The sequence below is a fragment of the uncultured Arcobacter sp. genome, from assembly GCF_937982575.1.
Taxonomy (GTDB): Bacteria; Campylobacterota; Campylobacteria; order Campylobacterales; family Arcobacteraceae; genus Arcobacter.
On the sequence record NZ_CALJLR010000021.1, the window covers coordinates 1 to 19,129 of the forward strand.

The 19,129-nt window shown below is 28.8% G+C and carries 20 protein-coding genes; 9 read left to right on the forward strand and 11 right to left on the reverse strand.

The features are described 5' to 3' along the window. Positions 1-404 precede the first annotated feature (404 nt). The 4 genes from hisIE to Q0617_RS12165 all read right to left on the reverse strand — a co-directional run bounded on the left by hisIE (position 405) and on the right by Q0617_RS12165 (position 3,556). Entirely contained in the window at positions 405-1,088 is a 684-nt protein-coding gene (hisIE, locus tag Q0617_RS12150; RefSeq protein WP_298753586.1) for a bifunctional phosphoribosyl-AMP cyclohydrolase/phosphoribosyl-ATP diphosphatase HisIE, read from the reverse strand. Between the two features lie 9 nt (positions 1,089-1,097). Continuing rightward, a complete protein-coding gene (locus Q0617_RS12155; RefSeq protein ID WP_298753587.1) occupies positions 1,098-1,403 on the reverse strand; it encodes a hypothetical protein in 306 nt (101 codons plus the stop codon). 43 nt (positions 1,404-1,446) lie between these two features. Further along, entirely contained in the window at positions 1,447-2,529 is a 1,083-nt protein-coding gene (locus Q0617_RS12160) for a prohibitin family protein (protein ID WP_298753588.1), read from the reverse strand. Between the two features lie 106 nt (positions 2,530-2,635). Then, a complete protein-coding gene (locus Q0617_RS12165; protein ID WP_298753589.1) occupies positions 2,636-3,556 on the reverse strand; it encodes a branched-chain amino acid transaminase in 921 nt (306 codons plus the stop codon). Between the two features lie 154 nt (positions 3,557-3,710). Between Q0617_RS12165 and Q0617_RS12170 the strand changes: the two genes are divergently transcribed. Both Q0617_RS12170 and metH read left to right on the forward strand, forming a co-directional pair. Continuing rightward, entirely contained in the window at positions 3,711-4,313 is a 603-nt protein-coding gene (locus tag Q0617_RS12170) for a methyltransferase domain-containing protein (RefSeq protein ID WP_298753590.1), read from the forward strand. A gap of 80 nt (positions 4,314-4,393) precedes the next feature. Next, a complete protein-coding gene (metH, locus tag Q0617_RS12175) occupies positions 4,394-7,867 on the forward strand; it encodes a methionine synthase (protein WP_298753592.1) in 3,474 nt (1,157 codons plus the stop codon). A 595-nt stretch (positions 7,868-8,462) separates the two neighbouring features. On the opposite strand, the gene Q0617_RS12180 is transcribed toward metH, so the two are convergent. Then, positions 8,463-9,473, reverse strand: a complete 1,011-nt coding sequence (locus Q0617_RS12180; RefSeq protein WP_298753593.1) for a glutamine synthetase beta-grasp domain-containing protein — start codon at positions 9,471-9,473, stop codon at positions 8,463-8,465. A 134-nt stretch (positions 9,474-9,607) separates the two neighbouring features. Between Q0617_RS12180 and Q0617_RS12185 the strand changes: the two genes are divergently transcribed. The 3 genes from Q0617_RS12185 to Q0617_RS12195 all read left to right on the forward strand — a co-directional run bounded on the left by Q0617_RS12185 (position 9,608) and on the right by Q0617_RS12195 (position 11,619). Then, positions 9,608-10,417, forward strand: a complete 810-nt coding sequence (locus tag Q0617_RS12185; RefSeq protein WP_298753594.1) for an AraC family transcriptional regulator — start codon at positions 9,608-9,610, stop codon at positions 10,415-10,417. Between the two features lie 51 nt (positions 10,418-10,468). Then, positions 10,469-11,065 (forward strand): LysE family translocator, encoded by a 597-nt coding sequence (locus Q0617_RS12190; protein ID WP_298753595.1) that lies wholly within the window; start codon positions 10,469-10,471, stop codon positions 11,063-11,065. Between the two features lie 74 nt (positions 11,066-11,139). Further along, a complete protein-coding gene (locus Q0617_RS12195; RefSeq protein WP_298753596.1) occupies positions 11,140-11,619 on the forward strand; it encodes a hypothetical protein in 480 nt (159 codons plus the stop codon). Between the two features lies 1 nt (position 11,620). Here the strand turns inward: Q0617_RS12195 and Q0617_RS12200 are convergent, their stop codons facing one another. The 6 genes from Q0617_RS12200 to Q0617_RS12225 form a co-directional block, all read right to left on the reverse strand. Beyond that, positions 11,621-12,421, reverse strand: coding sequence for a hemerythrin domain-containing protein (locus tag Q0617_RS12200; RefSeq protein WP_298753699.1), 801 nt, complete (start codon positions 12,419-12,421; stop codon positions 11,621-11,623). Positions 12,422-12,507: 86 nt separating this feature from the next. Next, positions 12,508-13,365, reverse strand: a complete 858-nt coding sequence (locus Q0617_RS12205) for a hypothetical protein (protein WP_298753597.1) — start codon at positions 13,363-13,365, stop codon at positions 12,508-12,510. Next, complete coding sequence (locus tag Q0617_RS12210; RefSeq protein WP_298753598.1) at positions 13,358-14,089, reverse strand: MnmC family methyltransferase; 732 nt, start codon at positions 14,087-14,089, stop codon at positions 13,358-13,360. The genes Q0617_RS12205 and Q0617_RS12210 overlap by 8 nt, the downstream gene beginning before the upstream one ends. Before the next feature lie 43 nt (positions 14,090-14,132). Next, positions 14,133-14,648, reverse strand: a complete 516-nt coding sequence (gene luxS, locus Q0617_RS12215; RefSeq protein WP_298753599.1) for an S-ribosylhomocysteine lyase — start codon at positions 14,646-14,648, stop codon at positions 14,133-14,135. 72 nt (positions 14,649-14,720) lie between these two features. Beyond that, entirely contained in the window at positions 14,721-15,071 is a 351-nt protein-coding gene (locus tag Q0617_RS12220) for a hypothetical protein (RefSeq protein ID WP_298753601.1), read from the reverse strand. Positions 15,072-15,080: 9 nt separating this feature from the next. Beyond that, complete coding sequence (locus tag Q0617_RS12225) at positions 15,081-15,644, reverse strand: hypothetical protein (protein WP_298753602.1); 564 nt, start codon at positions 15,642-15,644, stop codon at positions 15,081-15,083. 140 nt (positions 15,645-15,784) lie between these two features. Here Q0617_RS12225 and Q0617_RS12230 point away from each other — a divergent pair, with 140 nt between their 5' ends. The 4 genes from Q0617_RS12230 to Q0617_RS12245 are packed head-to-tail and all read left to right on the forward strand — an operon-like array spanning position 15,785 to position 19,122. Then, a complete protein-coding gene (locus Q0617_RS12230) occupies positions 15,785-16,891 on the forward strand; it encodes an ABC transporter permease (protein ID WP_298753603.1) in 1,107 nt (368 codons plus the stop codon). After that, a complete protein-coding gene (locus tag Q0617_RS12235; RefSeq protein WP_298753604.1) occupies positions 16,891-17,625 on the forward strand; it encodes an ATP-binding cassette domain-containing protein in 735 nt (244 codons plus the stop codon). Before Q0617_RS12230 ends, Q0617_RS12235 begins: the two co-directional genes overlap by 1 nt. Continuing rightward, entirely contained in the window at positions 17,625-18,539 is a 915-nt protein-coding gene (locus Q0617_RS12240) for an MlaD family protein (protein WP_298753605.1), read from the forward strand. The genes Q0617_RS12235 and Q0617_RS12240 overlap by 1 nt, the downstream gene beginning before the upstream one ends. Beyond that, the gene (locus Q0617_RS12245; protein ID WP_298753606.1) at positions 18,529-19,122 is read left to right on the forward strand and encodes an ABC-type transport auxiliary lipoprotein family protein; all 594 of its coding nucleotides are present in this window, start codon (positions 18,529-18,531) and stop codon (positions 19,120-19,122) included. The genes Q0617_RS12240 and Q0617_RS12245 overlap by 11 nt, the downstream gene beginning before the upstream one ends. The last annotated feature ends 7 nt before the right edge of the window (positions 19,123-19,129 follow it).

Sequence of the window (19,129 nt, forward strand, 5' to 3'; positions counted from 1 at the left end):
CTGCAGGGTCCCCTTGTGGAAACGTAAGTCGTCGCCAACTCTTGAGTATTTTTAAGCCTTTATCCAACTACTAGTTTCTAGTATTTAGATAGAGGCTTTTTTTTAGCCCTTTTTTTATGTCTATATAATACTTCAAACAAATCTTCACAATTGTTAAAAATGAATGCAAAGCCATCAATTTTGTCTAAAATTGTTACTAATAAAGATGCTTATAAAAGTGTTTAATAAATAAAGTTTATACAATAAGATTGATTTTTTTGATTTGTTGTAATATAATTTTAGTATTAATAAAAGGGGTATATTATGTTTTTAGATAAAATTGCAATTATAGTGGGAATTGGGTTAGTTATATTTATGGTTTTGAGTTTTATAGTAAAACAGTTTATTCGGAATAAAGAGTAAAATTACTCTTCTATTCTTGAATTTTTTTCATCAATTCCAGACATTCCAAATCTTCTAGCAAGTTCTTGTTTAATTCTATCAGGAGATATGTTTTTACTAGCAAGAGCAACCATACAATGGTAAACTAAGTCTGCACCCTCATAAACTATCTCTTCTGTATCATTGTCTTTAACAGCAAAGGTAAATTCACCTGCTTCTTCAACAATCTTTTTAAGCATAGAGTTCTCTTTCCCGTTTAAAAGCTTTGATGTATAAGATTTTTTTGGGTCATCATTTTTTCTGTCTTGGATAGTGTGATATAGATTATCTAATACTGAATATGAATTTGTTGTATTAACTTCAACATCACTAACAATATCATTTGTTTCTAAGTTAGTAAAAAAGCATGATTTTCTACCTGTATGACAAGCTACACCTTCTTGAATTACTTTTATCAATATAGTGTCATTGTCGCAGTCTAATAAAATCTCAACAATTTTTTGTGTGTGACCTGATTCTTCACCTTTTTTCCAAATTCTTTGTTTGCTTCTTGAAAAGTAATGGGCATATTTAGTAGAGATTGTTAAATTTAAAGCTTCTTTATTCATATATGCAAGCATTAAAACTTCATTAGTAGTTGAATCTTGAGTGATTACTGGAATTAAACCATCCATCTTTTCCCATGCAATATTTTCTAATTTATTCATATTATTACCTTAAAAATTTTTACCTAAATTGATTTTAACATTTTCTATTTCTTTTCTATCTTTATTGAAATCTACTGTACCATCAAAATCTACATCATTTTTATTTTTTGATTTTAAATATTCTTCTTTTTTTAAAGGTTCATTCAATAAGTTATCTTTCTTTTTATAATCTGCTTTTGTCTTTTGTTTTGATTCTAGTTCTAAATTTAGTGATTTGATATTACTTATATCAATCTCTTTTACCTTATTTTTGGCACTAAGAATAGTGGTATAACTTAACAAAATGATGATGAATATAAATAGGTTATTTAACATGTTGATTAAATATATAAAGAGTAGAAAACTACTCTTTATAAAATTATTTATTTATTGAAGAATCTCTAGATTTGTCTTTAGTATCTACCCAAATATTTGGAGTAGAACCACCAGGTGTTAAGAATATTTTTGCATCTTTATTTTCTCTAAGTGCATCATTAAACTTACCTTGAACTTCAATTTGTTGCATATGTAAAAGGTTTGTAGTTAAAGATTTTGCAATTGCCATATTAGCTGCTGCTTGCGCTTTTGCTTCAATAGTTACAGCATCTGCTCTACCTTTTGCTTCAATTCTATTTGCTTCTGCATCACCAGTAGCTTTTGCAGCTCTTTTTTCAGCTTCTTGTTTAGTTCTTAAAACTTCGTATCTAACTCTTTCAGATTCTTGATTTGCAATTTGAACTCTTTCAATTTGCTCTTTAATCTTAGTAGGTAATACGATTTCTCTTAACTGAACTGATTGTAATATAACAGGCTGTCCTTCAAGTGAAACAACCTCTTTTTGAATTCCATCTTGAATTTTAACAGCAATTTCATTTCTTTTTGTTGGTAATTCTTCTGCTGTATATACACCTACAACATTTCTTACAATATCTCTAACAACAGGATTTATGATTTTATCTTCCCATGAAAGTCCCCAGTTAGCTATTGTAGTTGGAGCACCATCTGCTGTTAATCTATATTGAACAGTTAATTCTATAGATACAGGTAATCCTCTAGCATCTAAAATATTAATTGCAGGATTTGCTCTTATACCTTCATCAAATCCACCACCCATTGTTTCAACTGAAGCATAGTTCATTAGTCTTACTTTCGTATCAACTAAGATAACCTTTTGGAATACTGGAATATAGAAGTGAAAACCTGGTCTTAATGGCTCTTCTGTATATTTACCTGTAGTAACTTTAATCCCTACTTGTCCAGACTCTACAATTACAAATGGTTTAAAAACAAATATCATAACAACTACTATAATAGCTGCATAAATGAAACCTGCTTTTTTACCAAAGTTTTTGAAAAATTCAGGTGGCTCAAAAGGTGGTTGATAACCACCACCCCCATTTGAACCTCCACCATTGCTTTTGTTTTGTTGTCTATTTTTAAAATAATCATTATCTATTGGCATTAATATCCTTAAATATCTTTAAATTTTTGTGTTCCATTTTGTTGAAACACAAAAGATAAAATAATCTATTTTATCTTTTCTATTTCAACTAAGTAGGAAAATCTACTTAGTTAATATATGTTAAATGCTTAGCATATTTTTCATTTCTACCTTGAACAATATCAAAATAGCCACTTTGAAGTTTCTCTGTTATAGGACCTCTCTCGCCTGCACCAATAACTCTACAATCAACTTCTCTGATTGGAGTTACTTCAACAGCAGTTCCTGTAAAGAAAGCTTCATCAGCAATATATATCTCTTCTCTTGTAATTCTTCTTCTTTCTACAATATAACCTAAGTCTTTTGCTAAGTCAATAACTGTTGCTTGAGTAATAGATTCTAGTGAGTTATCATTTGGAGGAGTTACAATCACGCCATCTCTAACGATGAAAAAACAAGCTCCAGATGCTTCTGCAATATAACCTTGATCATCTCTTAAAAGTGCTTCATCATAGCCAGCTTCTACTGCTTCAAACTTTGCCATTTGAGAGTTTAGGTAGTTTGCAACTGCTTTTGCTTTTCCCATACCTGAGGTATTTGGTGTTCTTGTCATTGATGCAATTTTTACTCTTACACCTTTTTTCATACCCTCTTCACCTAGATATGCTCCCCATTCCCAAGCAGAAATTGAAACATTTACTGGTGCTTCTTTATGGTATAGCCCCATAACGCCATAACCTAAATAAACAAGAGGTCTAATATATGCACCCTCATTAAGCTCATTTTTTTGTAATAATTCTACTTGAGCATCGCATAATTCTTTTTCTGTAAAAGGCACTTCTATAAGTGTCATTTTAGAAGAGTTTATTAATCTTTTTGTATGTTCTTTTAACTTGAAAATAGCACATCTTCCATCATGAGTTTTGTATGCTTTTGTACCTTCAATTGCACCATTTCCATAATGTAAAGTATGGCTTAATACATGAACTTTAGCATCATGCCAATCAACAAATTTACCATCCATCCAGATGAGTTTTGCTTCTGTCATCCTATTTTTCCTATTATAAATTTTTGATAAATAGTCTATCGAAGTTTTGATTAAAGAAAAGTGAATTGTTTATTATAAAAATTATCTATAATATTAAATAAGTTTAATTATGTTTAAATATGGTTTTTAAAATAAATTTTACTAAGAGAAAATAATGAATCAACAAGAATTCTGGAATAAAAAATTTTCAAGAGATGGATATCTATATGGAACTAAACCAAATCAATTTATAAAAAATAGCTACGATAACTTTAAAAAAAATGAAAAGGTGTTGTGCCTAGGAGAAGGGGAAGGGCGAAATGCAATTTTTCTTGCAAAAGAAGGCTTTGATGTTGAAGCTATAGATGCCTCTGATGTGGGACTAAATAAGCTTTTTGAACAAAGTATATTGGAAAATGTTAAAGTAAAAACGAACTGTATCGATATAAATAACTGGCAAGCTGACAAAAAATATGGAGCTATTCTTTTTACTTTTATGCACTTACAAATTGAAGAGTTAAAAAGTTTATTAGAAAAAATAGAGACTGCTTTAAAAGATAAAGGATTTTTGATTGTAGAGGTTTTTGCTAAAAGTCAGATTGAAAAAAACAGTGGAGGGCCCAAAGACTTAGAGTTATTATATAGTATGAATGACTTTAGAGATAATATAAAAAGCCTAAAAATCCATAAACTAGAAGAAGTAACTGTGGAACTTGATGAAGGTAAAGGTCATCAAGGAGAGGCTAGTGTTATAAGGCTAATAGCTCAGAAAGTTTAAGCTTTAACGCACTTTTAACCACTTTTTTAGTAGACTCAGACTCAAAATATATAGAAATTAATTAAGAGATTATAAATATAATGAAAAACAAAATAGATGAAATAATAAAAAACAAAGTATTGATAATAGATGGTGCAATGGGTACTCAGTTGCAAAATGCAGATATAAAAGCTGAATCTTGGATATATGAAGAGCAAGATTTAGAAGGTTGTAATGAACTTCTAAATGAAACAGCACCAGAGATTTTAGAACATATTCATGATGCCTATGCAAAAGCTGGAGCTAATTTAATTTCAACAAATACTTTTGGAACAACGCCTTGGGTTTTAGATGAGTATGGAATCTCTTCTAAAGCTTATGAGTTATCAAAATTAGGTGCTCAACTTGTAAAAAAATCTTGTGAAAAATATGAAACAGCCGATGAACCTAGATTTTGTTTAGGTTCTATTGGACCAGGAACTAAACTTCCATCACTAGGTCATATTAGATATGATGAGATGTATGAAGGGTATAAAGAAGTTGCAAATGGACTTGCTGATGGTGGGTGTGATATATATTTACTTGAAACTTGTCAAGATCCACTTCAAATAAAAGCAGCACTACATGCTTTAACAGATACTCATCCAGAAATTCCTGTGATGGTATCTGTAACTATTGAGTTATCTGGAACTATGTTAATTGGAACAGATGCTATGACAATAGCTGCTATTATGAGTCCTTTTAATATTTTATCTTTAGGATTTAACTGTGGTACTGGACCAAAACAAGTTCATAAACATGTAAAAACGTTAAGTGAAGTTTGTAAATTCCCAATTTCTGTTCATGCAAATGCAGGACTTCCTCAAAATAAAGGTGGAGTTTCATTTTATCCAATGGGACCAGATGAATTTACCCAACTACAAAATAGCTTTTTAGATATAAATGGAGTAGCATTTTTAGGTGGTTGTTGTGGAACAACACCTGAGCATATTGAAGCTTTAGCTAATAAAGTACGAGATACAAAACCAAAAGCACCAAGTGGCTTTTTAAAGGCTTCTTTAGCCTCACTATTTAATACAGTTCCTCTTAAACAGGACCCAGCACCCTTATTAATAGGGGAGAGAAGTAATGCAACTGGTTCAAAAGCTTTTAGGGAATTATTAAAAGATAATAATTATGAAGGAACACTCTCTGTTGGACAACAACAAGTGCGAGCAGGGGCACATATTATTGATGTAAGTGTTGGATTTGCAGGGCGAGATGAGACAGGAGATATGGATAAAGTTGTTGAACTTTATTCTCAAAAAGTTTCACTTCCTTTGATGCCAGATTCAACTCAAATAAAAGCCCTAGAAGCAGCACTTAAGCAAATCGGTGGAAGATGTATCATCAACTCTGTAAACCTTGAAGATGGGGAAGAGAAGTTTGATGCTGTGTGTAAACTTGCTAAGAAATTTGGGGCAGCACTTGTTTGTTTGGTTATTGATGAAGTTGGAATGGCTAAAACAAAAGAAGACAAAATAAGAATTGCTGAACGTATTTATGATTTATGTGTAAATAGACATGGATTTAATCCAGAAGATTTAGTATTTGATATGCTTACCTTTACTATTGGTTCTGGAGATGATGAATATAGAACTGCAGGAATTGAGACTATGGAAGCAATTAGAGAGTTTCAAATACTTCACCCCGAAGTAGGAACTACTTTAGGGCTTTCAAATATCTCATTTGGACTTGACATAAAAGCTAGAGTTTATCTGAATTCTATCTATCTAGACCATTGTGTAAAAGCTGGACTTACTAGTGCCATTGTAAATGTAAAACATATCTTACCACTAAATAAAATCACAGAAGAAGACAGAAAAGCTTGTGATGATTTGATATTTAATAATCAAGAAGATGGTGACCCTTTATTTAAATTTATTGATCACTTTTCAAATGTTGAAGCTCAAGAAGATCAAAGTGATGAAGAGTATTTAAAAATGGAGCCAATAGATAAAGTTAAAAAGCTTTTATTAGATGGTGACAAAGATAGACTTATTCCTTTGGTTGATGAATTAAGACATAATATAAAACCTGAAACCATAGTAAATGAATGGCTAATTGATGGAATGAAAATCATCGGTGAACTTTTTGGTTCTGGTCAGATGCAGTTACCTTTCGTACTTCAAAGTGCGGAAACTATGAAAGCAACTGTTGATGCTCTTAATCCATATTTACCAAAAGAAGAAAAAGCTAGTGAAACAGTCCTAGTAATAGGAACAGTTAAAGGTGATGTTCATGATGTTGGTAAAAACTTGGTTGATATTATTTTAAGTAATAATGGATTTAAAGTAATAAACATAGGTATCAAAGCAGATATCAATGACTTTATTATTGCAGTACAAAAACATAAAGCCCAAGCAATAGGTATGAGTGGATTACTTGTAAAATCAACTGCTGTGATGAAAGAAAATCTAGAAGAACTTAAAAGACAAGGTATAGATGTACCAGTACTTTTAGGAGGGGCAGCACTTACAAAATCTTTTGTAAATGAGTATTGTAGACCTTTATATGAAGGTCCTATTTTTTACTGTAGAGATGCCTTTGATGGAGTAATATCTATGCAAAGAATAGAATCAGGCGACTCTTTCAATACAAAACTTGCAGCCGATTTGATAAAAGATGAAGATGATATTAAAAAAGAGAAAAAAGAGGTAATTATTCCTGCTTATGAAGAGATTGAATTACCTCCAAAAGCTGAATTTACTTTTCCACCACTTTGGGGGAGAGTTACTCAAAATAAAACTTTATTAAATAAAGACTTGATTTTTTCTTGGATAAATCATAGGGTACTATTTAGACAAAGATGGGGATATAAAAAAGGTGCTATGAAAGCTGATGAGTTTTTAGCCCATGAGGAAGATGTAGTAAAACCACTTTATGAGAAATATAAAGAAGAGTTTTTTGAAAAAGACATCTTTGACCCAATAGCTATTTATGGATATTACCCTTGTATTTCCCATGATAATAAACTTTATATCTTTGATAAAGAGTATACTTTCAATAGTTTAAAAGAGGCACAAAATGTTCCATCACTAGAAAAAGCAATAAAAGTCTTTGAATTTCCAAGACAAACAAAAGCACCTCACAGATGTATAGCTGACTTTTTTGCAAATGATAGATTAGATGTGGTTGCTTTTACACTTGCTAGTTCAGGATTAAAAATAACTTCTTATGAGAGTGAATTATATCAAAATAGTGAGTTCTCAAAATATCATCAAATTCATGGATTAGGTGTTGAACTTGCAGAAGCTTTAGCTGAGGTAATTCACAAACAAATTAGACTAGACTTAGATATAGTACCAAAAGAGGGGCATACTTTATTTGATGTTCAAATGAAACAGTATGTTGGGTGTAGATACTCTCCTGGATATGCTGCGTGTCCTGATTTGGAGCAAAGTAGAGATATCTTTGATTTATTAAATCCTGAAGAGTTTGGAATAACACTAAGTGAGACTTTCCAAATAGATCCAGAGCAATCTACATGTGCCATAGTGGTGCCACACAATAAAGCATCATATTATAATATTTAACTTTAAGTAGGAATAGCCACTTTTGGCTGATTTCTGCGTTGGAGCTGTAAATTTATAAACTCACTTACTTCTAGTAAGCTCCTTTATAAATTTACAACTCCGCCTTGAACTAAACCAAAATTTACTATTCTGTAAATTCAATCCAAAAAAGGTTTAATTAAAAAAAAATAAATAGTGTATATACCAACAGATATTCCAATAGCATATAAGAAGAATAAATGTAGCATAGATTCCTTTTTTTCTTTTATTGGAAGGATAAAAGTAAATATTATTAATAATAAATAAAAGGAAATAAGAGTTAATAAAAAGCTTATTATTAAATTGAAATATATTGTAAAAAAATTAATAAAGATTAAGAGAAGTAATAATTGAATTTCAAAGCTATAAATAAAAATAGTTAGTGGTATAAAATATAAAATTAAACTGAGTTCCCTTTTACAGCTTAAACACGATAAATCACCAGAAAATATTGTACTAAATCTTATTTTTGCTTCTTTTTCTCTACAAAAAGGGCATTTTCTTTTAAACAAAATATATCCTATTTTTAAAGTCAATATTAGTATATAATATTTAGACTTGTATTTTTAATTATTTATTATAATTTCAAAGCCTCTTTAACAGTTTTAATAATAATCGCTGCTACATCATATGGATTTGCATTTGAAGCCGGTCTTCTATCTTCTAATCTACCTTTCCAACCATTTTGAACTGTTGCAATAGGGATTCTAATAGAGGCACCTCTATCTGATACTCCATATGAAAAAGAGTTTATATCTTGAGTTTCATGTTTTCCTGTAAGTCTATCTTCATTGTGGTCACCATAAACTGCTATATGTTCTTTGTGTGTATGTTTGAAGCCTTCACATATTTTATCTATTATATTTTTGTCTCCAGATTCTCTTAATACACCATTTGAAAAGTTTGCATGCATTCCTGCGCCATTCCAATCCCCTTTGACTGGTTTTGGACCCCACTCAACTTTTACATTATATTGTTCGGTAATTCTTTCTAAAAAGTATCTTGATGCCCAAATTTGGTCACAGGCTTCTGTGGCATTTTTTGAGAATATTTGGTATTCCCATTGTCCCATCATAACTTCTGAGTTTATTCCTTCTATATTTAATCCCGCTTCAATACATGTATCTAAGTGCTCTTCAATTATTTGTCGGCCAATTGCATTTGTTGCTCCAACTGAACAATAGTATTGACCTTGAGGTGCTGGGTAGCCATTTACTGGAAATCCTATTGGTCTATTTGTTTCTAAATCTATTAAGGTATATTCTTGTTCAAAGCCAAACCAAAAATCATTATCTTCATCTATAGTTGCTCTTTTATTTGAAGGATGTATTGTTTCATCGGAATTTAGAACTTCACATAAGACAATGTAAGCATCTATTCTACCTGGGTCTGGATAAAGAGCAATTGGCTTTAAAAGACAGTCAGAGTTATTTCCAATAGCTTGCTTAGTAGAAGAACCATCAAAGCTCCAAACTCCACAATCTTCTAGTTTGCCACTAAAATTGTTTACAATCATAGTTTTACTTCTAAGACCTTGTGTTGGTTCATATCCGTCTAGCCAAATATATTCTAATTTAGTTTTATTCATCAAATTCTCCTGCATAGATTTTATTAAGTACAATAGTCTAATGATTTATTGTTACGGTGAGATTACATTTAGTATGTAAAATATTATATCACTTTAAATGTGCATTAACAAACTTTTGATAAAATCTTCAAACTATGAAAAAAACATTTACTAAACTATTTAAAGATAAGAAACTTCCATATTTGCTACTTAGGTACTCCAATTCAAATAAGCATTATAAAAAACACTTTCATGATACTTTTTCCCTTGGTATAAATGAACAAGGAGTTAGTATTTATACTAACAATGATAAATCTTATACTTTAGATAAAAATATGCTTAGTGTTGTAAATCCACTTGCAGTACATTCGTGTAATTCATGTACAGATGTATTAAATATATATTATATGCTTTATTTAGATACTTCTTGGTGTAGAGATATACAAAAAAGTATTGATGATAGTATCGTAGAGTTTGTAAATATTCCTGTTGATATTTTAGAAGATAAAAATCTTTATGATGAATATTTAGATTTATGTAAATTTCTTTTTTCTGATAATTATATTTTAGATAAAGAGGATATGATAATCGATTTTTTTGTAAAGTTTTTTTCCCTTTATTTAGATAAAAGTGAAGTTCCAACTGTAAGTAAAGAGTTTGATGAGATAGTCTCTTATTTAAAAGATAATTACAAAGAAAATATTTCTATAGAAGAGTTATCAAAACTTTTTAATCTAAATATTTTTTATATAATCAGGCTTTTTAAATCAAAGATAAATCTAACACCACATGCCTATATGTTAAATCTAAAAATAAATAAAGCAAAAGAGCTATTGCAAAATGGTTACTCAATAGTTGATACTGCTTTGGAGTGTGGATTTTTTGACCAAAGTCATTTCCATAAGAACTTCACAAAAATAGTTGCTACAACTCCCAAAGAGTACAGACTCAATTTTGTACAATAAATTATTTTAAAAAACATATATACTTTTTCTAAATTTAATTTAGGAAAATATATGAGTTTTACAATTTTTTTGACAATGTTCTCTTTTGCTTTAGTGATGTCTATCTCTCCAGGTCCTGTAAATATGATGATAATAACTTCAAGTATAAACAATGGATTTGCAAAAACTTTTAGTTTTATATCAGGGGCTACAATTGGATTTATACTTTTATTACTGTGTATTGGGCTTGGATTATCTAAAATCATAAATCTTTATCCAGATATTTTATTGTATGTAGAAATCTTTGGATTTTCATTTATTATATATTTGGGGATAAAGATTCTAAGTTCAAAGGCAAGTTTGTCAATAAATACAAAAGATAAAGTAAATCTAAAATTTTATGAGGGTTTTTTGCTTCAGTGGTTAAATCCAAAGGCATGGATAGCTTGTATTTCTGTTATTTCTATGTATTCATCAGCAGAGTTATTTACTATATTTGTAATTATATATTTTATTGTTTGTTATATGTCCCTATCTTTTTGGGGAATTTTAGGAAGTAAAGTAACAAAATTTTTTGATACAGATTTAAAGTTGCAGGTATTTAATATGACTATGGGATTGGTACTTATTTTTTGTGCTATAGCAATGATTCTTGTAAATCTTTTTTAATAAGTGAGCAATTTAAATATGTATTAGTAAATTTTAGATAAAATCAACAGCAAATATAATCATTAGGAAAGAACTTGTTAGAAAAAATTTTAAATTTTTGTTTTAGTACTTCAAAACAACCGGTTTTATTAAAAGATTTATTAGTAGCAAATGTTCAACACAATGAAAAAATGCATGTAGATGCAGCAAAATTGGGATTTAGATTAAGTATTGGAAAGGCTTATATTGTATATATTATGCTTGTTTCTGTTTTTGTAATCCCTTTAGCTCTAGTGGCTCATGCACTTTTTGCAAAAATTGATGCACATGCTTCTATTGTAGTTTCTATTATCTTCACGGCAATAATTTTTATCTGGTTTAATTTTTTTAGAATTTGGATAAAAGATAAAATGGCAAATAGAGTTATCCGAAAAGCATGGATGATACATTTTCCATATTTTCCCTATGAAGAGTATAGATATAAGATCGAAGAGATTTTTCATAAAGCAATGAAAGAAGAAATCCCTAAAAAAGATTTGGAAAGATATATCCTAGATAATTTAGTTCAAAACTAAATTATTTAGTACTTTTTTTAAAGTTTACAATTTTTCTATCTTCATATAAGATATGGCCGATTAGCCATATATCAATATATTCTATTAGTTTTCTTTCAAAATCAACAACTGCTAGTTTTGGTAACTCTTTTAAGAATAGATGCAAGCCTTTTATTATTCCTTGATGTATTTCTTTGTGCTCAGTAAGTTCTGGGTAAGCAATTTTTTCCATAAACTCTTCTTCATGTGTAAAATGCGTTTTCATATATTCGTATAGTTCTTTAATAGTTATTTTAATGTGAGAGTTAATATCTGTGTTGTTGTAATCTAAGGCTTTCAATGCAATATCAAAAAGTACTTTGTGCTCTTCATCAATAGCATTTTCATGTAGTTTATAATCAGAGTGCCATTTAAAACTTGCCTTTAACTCTTCTCTATTTTTTATTTTGTGATGAAATTTTTTATCTTCAATTAAAATATGTTGAACAATACTTTTATTAATAAGTGTATAGAGTTTAGCGATTATCTCTTCGATACTTAGCTTAGTCATCTCTTTTATAGTGTTATTTAGTGTTTTTACAATATCTTTATGGAGACTTTGGTGGTAATCAAAGTCATCATATCCAATAGATTTCATAAATTTCTCTTCGTTGTTAAAGTGAAATTGTGTATATTCAGCAAGCTCTTTTATTATTTCAATAATTTTTCTTGAATCATTTTTATATTTTAAAAGTTTTGCTCCTATTTCAAAAAGCTTTTTGTGTTCAGCATCAATCTTTTCATGTCCAATTGTGTATGATTTTTCCCATTTTATTGCAATCATTTCCAAAATAGTTCCTAGTAAATAAGTAATTTATTTGATTATAATTAAAAGATATTAAATAATCAACGTTTTTGTGTGAAATAAGCCTATTTCTCTAAATTGATGTCATAATGAGTCATCATAAACTCAATGATAGATTTTACAAGGTCTTTTGCAAACTTTTTTCTGTTTTCTTCTGTATCTCTAAATCCTACTCTTGGAAGTTCTATTTGAACACCATTAATATTGCCACCATAGTATGAACCATATCTTTTTGTATTGTAGGCTCCTTTAAAATATTTGTCATCTAAGGCATAAGGGATATTTTTACTAGGGATTGTTTTATATCCTTTTTTTGACATGATTCCTGATAGGCTATTTTTACCTTTTAACTGCTCTATAAATGACTCTTTAGAAATATTTGATAAGTTTTTAATACTTGATACATCTTGATACTTTTTTATTTCACTATTGGGAAGTTTTAAAATATCATTGCTTAAGAGGTAACCAAATTCAATATAATTATTTGGATGGGAGTGACCATGTAGGTCGATATACAAACCTTGTTTGAATTTTTGATTAACTTCTTCAATAGAGTTTTGAATAGTAGAATGAAAGGTATTATAAATTTTTATTGCTTCTTGATTTTCTTGTGCTGCTTCTTTTATTTCTCTATTTGCATCAAGTTTTTTTCTTGCTAGCTCTAAAATTATGATGTATGGGTATTTACCTGTTTGTTTATGAAACTCTAAGGCAATATCTTGTGCTAAAAGATTGGTATTTCTATCTCTTCCTTTTTTCCCATATGTTCTATTGGGAATATTATCAGGTTGGATTGTCCCACCATGTGGTGCTGAAATAATAATTGGTAAAGTTCCTTGTAAATATTTTACATAGTTAGAATTTGTATACTCAAGACTTGCACTTAAAATAAAAGGAATAATAAGCAATAATAGTTTAATCATAAAATGCTTGTGCCTCTTTATTTCGAGATTTTTTAAGTTCCATGTCAATATATTTTGCATCTATTGTTTTTTGACTTTTCAAAGCTATTGTTTGTTTTCTATTTCCACTTGGATTTATTTCATATATAAAAAAACCAGCTTCATACATAGAGAGTCTTACATTTGTAGAGATAGAATAGGTAGTCATAAGAGCATCACTTTTACAAAGTTTATAAATATCTTTAAAATATTCTACGCTCCAAAGTTCTTTGTTAACATCGCTTGAAAAAGCATCTTGATATACAATGTCTATATTGCTTAGTGTTTTTATATATTCTCTTGCATCACCTATAAAAACTTTTATTTTTATTTTTTCATCTTCATAAGAGAGTTTTTTTGCAATAGAATCAATTATATGTTTTATTTTTTCAAACTCTTTTGGGAATTTAAACTCACCTAAACTTCTTACTAACTCTTCATCTAACTCCGGGGAATAAATCTCTACAGAGATATCTAAATTATTTTCTAAAATATAATAAATAGTAGAAAAAGTGTTATACCCTATACCAAAACAGATATCTAAAATCCTCAATACTTTTGCATCTTTTTTTAATGTTATTGCAGGAATAACATGTTTATTTAAAGACTCTTTAATAGCACCTGTTTTTAAATCATGAAAATGTTGATTATATTTATTTGAAAATAGAGTGTTTGATCCATCTATTGTTTGAATGGGATTATTCATAGGAGTTTTAAGAGATATGAAAATATCTCTTAAATTTACTTTTTTAGTTTCCTAAAGATGCTAGTTTATCATCAGATAAATAAAGCTCTTCATTTGACATTACACCGATTTTATGTGATAAAATATCTTTTGCAATAGCTTTTGCTTCTTCTAGGGAATGCATACTACATGTACCACATTGGAAAATATTTAATTCTGGAATATCTTCTTGTTTTTCAACTTTTAAAACATCTTCCATAGCAGCTTTCCATGCAGAAGCAACTGTCTCTTCTTTTGGGCTTCCAAGAAGACTCATATAAAAACCAGTTCTACAACCCATAGGTGATACATCAATAATTTCCACTGTGTCTGAATTTAAATGTTCTCTAATAAATCCTGCAAACAGGTGCTCTAAAGTATGAATTCCTTTTTCACTCATCATATCTTCATTTGGAACATAAAATCTTAAATCAAATACAGAAATAATATCACCAGATGGTGACTTCATTGTTTTTGCAACTCTAACTGCTGGTGCTGGCATAATTGTATGGTCAACTTTAAAACTATCTAATAATGGCATATAATATCCTTCAATTTTGTAATAAAAAAGATTTTAGCTTAAAGTTAATAAATTGATGATTATAGATAAAAATTAATAAATATTTTCTCTAACCATTTTTTTATAAGCTTTCATATGGACTTTAAGCATGTTTGGTATGATATCCTCTTTACAAGCATGAACAATATTTGCGAACTCTGGTTTAGAGTATATTGTTGTTCTATCCCGTGCAAGAAGAATTAATCTATTCATATCATCATCTAAAATAATATCTTCTCTATCTGTTATGGCATCATACACATAAAAGAACATCATTCTCTCTTCACTTGACATTTGACATGAATCATCTAGCATCTTAAGTGCTAACTTTCCTGCATATTCTATCTCTATTGGTGTAAACTCATATGTATATGCCCAATCATAGGCTTTTTTAAGTATATCCATTTTATCTCCTTAATCCATATATGGAATGTCTAAATTTGCATCCCTATCATTTGCACTAAAATCAAAACTATCATCTACGATTAGTTTTGATAGGTTTTTTTCTATTACTTTTATTTGTAGTTTATGGTAGTTGTTATTTTCTATATTTCTTTCAATCTCATTTTTATAAAAGTTTAAAATTATAGGGTGTAGTTTGGTTTGATTATTCAGTAAATTGCTTAAAAATTTATTTAACAAAGAGATATCAAACTCATCTATTTTTTCTAGTTTTCTAACTAAGTTTCTTACAAACTGTTTTTGGTGGTAACCTTCACTTAGTTCCAAAAGTTTTGAAGCAGCAAAGATATCAGCTTCTTGGGCTGAATAATTATATAAATATCTAAAATGATCACAAACTATTTCAATATACTTAGGATAATACTTTAAAACAAAAACCAACTCTTTTAAATCTCCATCAATAAGAACTTGAAAAAGTGTTGCTGTTCTTTTTTCTATCTTATCCCAATGTGAGCCATGCTCTTTAAACTCACCTAAAAAATGTTCATAATTTTCTATTTTATAATTTTCTTCCATGGGTTTTATATGCAAGATTTATACCGTTATAATATTATATTTTTGGGAATAATTTAAATGTAATCATATAATTTCTTTTTTATATAAAATTTAAATATAATACATACTAGCTAGTATTAGCAAAGGAATAATTAGTTGTTATGGAAGATTATAATTTTAAAATAAATAAAGCAGATAATAATACTCTTGAACTTTTATTAATAAATAGTTGGAAAAAAGAGACTCTTTTAAAAGATATACAAGCACTACAAAAAGCCAATATACCTAAAGACCAAGAGCTTATTGTAAACTTTGAAAGCTTAAAAGAGTGTGATTCTTGTTCTATTATTTATTTAATCTCATTTTTTAAAACTTTTAAAAATATAAATATAAAAAATCTAAACTCCTATGAAAAGATTTATAATTTTTACGAAAAACATTATCAAGACAATACCTTTAAATATGAAGAAAAAAATCAAACAATTAAAAATATTGGGAAAAAAGCTTATGAAATTTATCTATCTAGTATAAAGTTCACAGAGTTTGTGGGAAAAGTAGTTTATTTTTTTATCTACTCTTTAATGAACCCACGAAAAATGAGATTAAAGGCTATGTTTAAATACATAGATACCTCTGCTGTAAATGCTTTGTTTATAGTGGGAATCACCTCTTTTCTAATAGGAGTAGTTATTGCCTATCAAGGAGCTGTTCAGCTAGAAAAGTTTGGTGCAAATATTTTTATTGTGGAGATGATTTCTATAACTATGCTTAGGGAAATAGCTCCACTTGTAACAGCAATCGTAATTGCAGGAAGAAGTGCTAGTTCATATACAGCAGAAATAGGTGCCATGAAAATAACCGAAGAGATAGATGCCATGCATACTATGAATTTTGAGCCTACACTATTTTTAACTCTTCCTCGTATTTTTGCTCTTGTAATATCTTTGCCTCTTTTGGTATTTTTTGCAGATATTATAGGAATATTTGGTGGAATGGTTATTTCATATATTGATTTAAATATCTCTTTTTGGGAGTTTATTAATAGACTTGGACAAGAAATACCCTTAAAACATTTCTTAATAGGGATTTTTAAATCAATATTTTTTGGAATAGCCATTGCTCTTATTGGCTGTTATAGAGGTTTTCAAGTTCAAAATAACACTACAAGTATAGGTAGATTTACTACTATTAGTGTTGTAAATGCTATATTTGTAGTGATTGCATTAAATGCTGTATTTTCAGTGATATTTACAGAGATTGGAATATAATGGAAATAATTAAAGTAGATAACTTATCAACACAGTTTGGAGATAATGTTGTTCATGACAATATTTCTTTTAAAGTAAATGAAAAAGAGATATTTGGAATAATAGGTGGAAGTGGTGCTGGAAAATCTGTACTTGTAAAACAAATAGTGATGCTAAATAGGATTCAAAAGGGAAGTATCAAGGTTCTTGGCAAAGAGATATCAAACATAAGTTTAGATGAGAGTCAGATGATTAAACAGCAGTTTGCTTATCTTTTTCAATTTGGAGCTTTGTACTCTTTTTTAAATGTGATTGAAAATATTAGTGTGATGTTAAATGAGTATACAGATTTACCTAAAGATTTAATTGAAAAGATTGCTTATACAAACTTAGAAATAGTAGGACTTCCAAAGAGTAGTGCCTTATTGTATCCTTCAGAACTTAGTGGTGGGATGAAAAAAAGAGTTGCCTTAGCAAGAGCTATTGCTATGCAACCTAAGATTTTATTTTTAGATGAACCAACAAGTGGTTTGGATCCATCAAGTACAGAAAAAATAAATGAGTTAATAAGATATTTAAAAGATATTTTAGACATGACAATTATAATAATAACACACGATTTAGGAACTATAAAAAGAGTTTTAGATAGATTTATAATACTTAAAAAAGAGATTATATTTGATGGAAACATAGAAGAAGCATTTAAGTCAAATAATGAATTTACAAAAGAATTTTTAAGAAGGAAAGGTGACTAATGGATACCAAAATTAATTTTTTTAAAATAGGGCTTTTTATTGTAGTTTCAACTGCACTTCTTTTAGGCGTAGTCTTTTGGCTAGGGAAATATGGTTTTGAAGATAAAAAGTTTGATAAATATGCAATATATTTTAAAGAGTCTATTTCTGGATTAAATGTTGGCTCAACTGTTAAGTATAGGGGTTTTGAAGTTGGAAGTGTAGAAGAGATAAAAATAAATCCTAACAATTCAGAAGAGATACAACTTGATATTATAATTAAAAAAGAAGTACCAATAAAAGCTGATATTTATGCAGTATTGGGAAACCTTGGAATTACAGGATTAAAATATATTGAGTTAAAAGGTGGAAGTAATAGCTCAGAACTTTTAAAACCAAATGAATCAGGTCTAAGAGTTATCCCTTCCAAAACTTCAATGTTAGCCTCACTAGAGGAGTCAACTGCAGGTATTACAAGTGAATTGTTACTGGTTTTAGTACAAATTAAAAAAGCACTAAATGATGAAAATATAAATAACTTCTCTCAAACTATGGGAAATATAGAACAAATCTCTTCACATCTAAATGACAATCAAAAGATTTTTGATGAACTGTTTATAAATATGAATAAGTTTGTAAAAACAGGTAGTGAATCTTTTGAAACAATGAGTAGTTCAGCAACTACAGTAAAAGCATCGGCAGCTCAATTCCAAGAGTTATCGAAAAAACTTATGGATAATCTTGAAGATGGTTCTTTTGATATAAAACAGTTATCCCAAGAGAGTTTTGAAAAGTTAAATATTGTTTTGGATAGTTTGGAAAATACTATGGAAAAGAGTCAAAGATTAATTGATAATTTAAATCAAAGTCCAAGTGATATTATTTTTAAACAAAAAGATATTAAATATGGACCAGGAGAATCAAATGAGAAGTAACATAAACTTTCTTTTTTTTATACTTATAGGAGTGTTATTTACAGCTTGTAGTTTTAAACAAAATAGTTTAGAGATAAACCGTTATGCTATTGATTTTAAATCAACTGTGAATACTTTTGAAAATAGTTCAAAATCAATATATATCGAAACTCCTGATATGAATAAAAGTTTTAATACAAATTCGATACTTTATACTCTAAAGCCTCATTTATTTGAAGAGTATGCAAAAAATAGATGGATAAATTTGCCAAGTAATATGATTCATAACTATTTAGTTGAAGCTGTGGAAAGTAGCAATATTTATAAAGTTGTTTTACAAAAAAGGTCAAACATTGCATATGACTATACCTTGAAAACAAATGTCCTTAATCTTTATCATGATGTTGAAGATGTTAATTCATATGCAGTTTTAAAAATAAGATTTGATTTAGTATCAAATAAAGAACTTCTAAAAACTTACAGTTATGATAAAAGAGTTAAATGTGAAACTACCAATGCCTATGGTTTTGTAATGGCTATAAATAAAGCTTTGGATGAGGTTAGTTCTGATTTGTTAGTTCAACTTAATAAAGAGGTAAAATAAACTTCTT

What these genes read in the sequence shown, in the direction of transcription:
- hisIE (WP_298753586.1), bottom strand. Translation starts at nt 1,088, where the DNA reads ATGAATAAATTAGAAAATATTGCATGGGAAAAGATGGATGGTTTAATT.
- Q0617_RS12155 (WP_298753587.1), bottom strand. Translation starts at nt 1,403, where the DNA reads ATGTTAAATAACCTATTTATATTCATCATCATTTTGTTAAGTTATACC.
- Q0617_RS12160 (WP_298753588.1), bottom strand. Translation starts at nt 2,529, where the DNA reads ATGCCAATAGATAATGATTATTTTAAAAATAGACAACAAAACAAAAGC.
- Q0617_RS12165 (WP_298753589.1), bottom strand. Translation starts at nt 3,556, where the DNA reads ATGACAGAAGCAAAACTCATCTGGATGGATGGTAAATTTGTTGATTGG.
- Q0617_RS12170 (WP_298753590.1), top strand. Translation starts at nt 3,711, where the DNA reads ATGAATCAACAAGAATTCTGGAATAAAAAATTTTCAAGAGATGGATAT.
- metH (WP_298753592.1), top strand. Translation starts at nt 4,394, where the DNA reads ATGAAAAACAAAATAGATGAAATAATAAAAAACAAAGTATTGATAATA.
- Q0617_RS12180 (WP_298753593.1), bottom strand. Translation starts at nt 9,473, where the DNA reads ATGAATAAAACTAAATTAGAATATATTTGGCTAGACGGATATGAACCA.
- Q0617_RS12185 (WP_298753594.1), top strand. Translation starts at nt 9,608, where the DNA reads ATGAAAAAAACATTTACTAAACTATTTAAAGATAAGAAACTTCCATAT.
- Q0617_RS12190 (WP_298753595.1), top strand. Translation starts at nt 10,469, where the DNA reads ATGAGTTTTACAATTTTTTTGACAATGTTCTCTTTTGCTTTAGTGATG.
- Q0617_RS12200 (WP_298753699.1), bottom strand. Translation starts at nt 12,421, where the DNA reads ATGATTGCAATAAAATGGGAAAAATCATACACAATTGGACATGAAAAG.
- Q0617_RS12205 (WP_298753597.1), bottom strand. Translation starts at nt 13,365, where the DNA reads ATGATTAAACTATTATTGCTTATTATTCCTTTTATTTTAAGTGCAAGT.
- Q0617_RS12210 (WP_298753598.1), bottom strand. Translation starts at nt 14,089, where the DNA reads ATGAATAATCCCATTCAAACAATAGATGGATCAAACACTCTATTTTCA.
- luxS (WP_298753599.1), bottom strand. Translation starts at nt 14,648, where the DNA reads ATGCCATTATTAGATAGTTTTAAAGTTGACCATACAATTATGCCAGCA.
- Q0617_RS12220 (WP_298753601.1), bottom strand. Translation starts at nt 15,071, where the DNA reads ATGGATATACTTAAAAAAGCCTATGATTGGGCATATACATATGAGTTT.
- Q0617_RS12225 (WP_298753602.1), bottom strand. Translation starts at nt 15,644, where the DNA reads ATGGAAGAAAATTATAAAATAGAAAATTATGAACATTTTTTAGGTGAG.
- Q0617_RS12230 (WP_298753603.1), top strand. Translation starts at nt 15,785, where the DNA reads ATGGAAGATTATAATTTTAAAATAAATAAAGCAGATAATAATACTCTT.
- Q0617_RS12235 (WP_298753604.1), top strand. Translation starts at nt 16,891, where the DNA reads ATGGAAATAATTAAAGTAGATAACTTATCAACACAGTTTGGAGATAAT.
- Q0617_RS12240 (WP_298753605.1), top strand. Translation starts at nt 17,625, where the DNA reads ATGGATACCAAAATTAATTTTTTTAAAATAGGGCTTTTTATTGTAGTT.
- Q0617_RS12245 (WP_298753606.1), top strand. Translation starts at nt 18,529, where the DNA reads ATGAGAAGTAACATAAACTTTCTTTTTTTTATACTTATAGGAGTGTTA.